Here is a 1,389-nt window from a genome sequence, read left to right on the forward strand (position 1 = left end):
CCCCAGTTACGGCCAGACCGTGCTGACCTACGATCCGGGGTCGAGCGGAGCGCTTGCTTATCTCGAGGCGGCACGAGAAGTCGCCCGGCGGGCCGCGCGACAGGAGGAGTCGGCGTGAGCGACCGTCGTCGTGGGCTCGGCCGTGGGCTCGGTGCGCTGATCCCGACGTCCGCCCGCCCGGAGCCGACCCGCCAGGCAGGGCCGGCGGAGACGACGGGTCAGCCGGCAGACGCTAGCGCCGCCGGGCAGGGCGAGAAGGCCGGGCAGCGGAGCGGCAGCGGTAGCGGTGCTGGCGCCCACGAGGGTTCGGGTACCGATTCGACGGCGGGTGCTCCGGCCGGAAGCGCCGGCGCGAGCGGGGACGGCACGCCGGGCGGGAGCGACGCCGCGGCGCAGGCGGCCGCGAACGGCACGCCCGCTGCCGGCGCCGGCGAGACCGCGGCCTCGTCGGACGGTGCTGCCGACGAGGAGCTCGACGCCGGCGCGCACTACGCCGAGGTGCCGATCTCCGCGATCAGCCCGAACCCGCGCCAGCCGCGGCTGGTGTTCGACGAGGACGAGCTCGCGGAGCTGGCCGAGTCGATCGGCGTCGTCGGTCTGCTGCAGCCGGTCGTCGTCCGGCCGGTGGCCGGCGGACGCTACGAGCTCGTCATGGGCGAGCGCCGCTGGCGCGCGTCGCAGCGCGCGGGGCTGGAGACGATCCCCGCCATCGTGCGCACGACGCAGGACGGGGACCTGCTGCGCGACGCGCTGCTGGAGAACCTGCACCGCAGCCAGCTCAACCCGCTCGAGGAGGCTGCGGCGTACGGCCAGCTGCTCGAGGACTTCGGCTGCACGCACGAGGAGCTCTCCAAGCGGCTGGGGCGGTCGCGCCCGCAGATCTCCAACACGCTGCGCCTGCTCAAGCTCCCCGCCGTCGTCCAGCGGCGCCTCGCCGCGGGGGTGCTCAGCGCCGGGCACGCACGTGCCCTGCTCGGGCTTAGCGACGCGGCGGCGCAGGAGCGGCTCGCCCAGCGGATCGTGGCCGAGGGCCTGTCCGTGCGCGCGGTCGAGGAGATCGTGGCGCTGGACAAGCAGGAGCCGAGCGCTGCGGCTCCGCGTCGGAGACTGCGGCCGCCGGTCTCGCCCCGGCTCAGCGAGCTCAGCGACCGGCTCTCGGACCGCTTCGAGACCCGGGTCAAGGTCGACCTGGGCCGGCGCAAGGGCAAGATCGTGCTCGAGTTCGCGTCCCTGGACGACCTCGAGCGGATCGTGGGCATCCTGGAGCCTGGCGCGGAGGTCCCGCCTGCCGACTGAGCCGCGCTCGGCACGGACCTCACCGGCCGTGGCCTTGCGGTCCGTCCGGGCGGTGCAGGAGCATTCGTCGACGAACGGAGTAGCGCTTCGATG

Annotated in this window: 1 protein-coding gene and 1 pseudogene; both read left to right on the forward strand. The window is 74.8% G+C overall.

Annotated elements, in window-relative coordinates; all coding sequences use genetic code 11:
* Positions 1-118, forward strand: a pseudogene (locus tag G9H71_RS25635) (ParA family protein); the annotation flags it as partial.
* Positions 115-1,296 (forward strand): ParB/RepB/Spo0J family partition protein, encoded by a 1,182-nt coding sequence (locus G9H71_RS22650; RefSeq protein ID WP_166285001.1) that lies wholly within the window; start codon positions 115-117, stop codon positions 1,294-1,296. The pseudogene G9H71_RS25635 and the gene G9H71_RS22650, both read left to right, overlap by 4 nt.
* Positions 1,297-1,389: the final 93 nt, after the last annotated feature.

The sequence above is a fragment of the Motilibacter deserti genome, assembly GCF_011250635.1.
Lineage (GTDB): Bacteria > Actinomycetota > Actinomycetes > Motilibacterales > Motilibacteraceae > Motilibacter_A > Motilibacter_A deserti.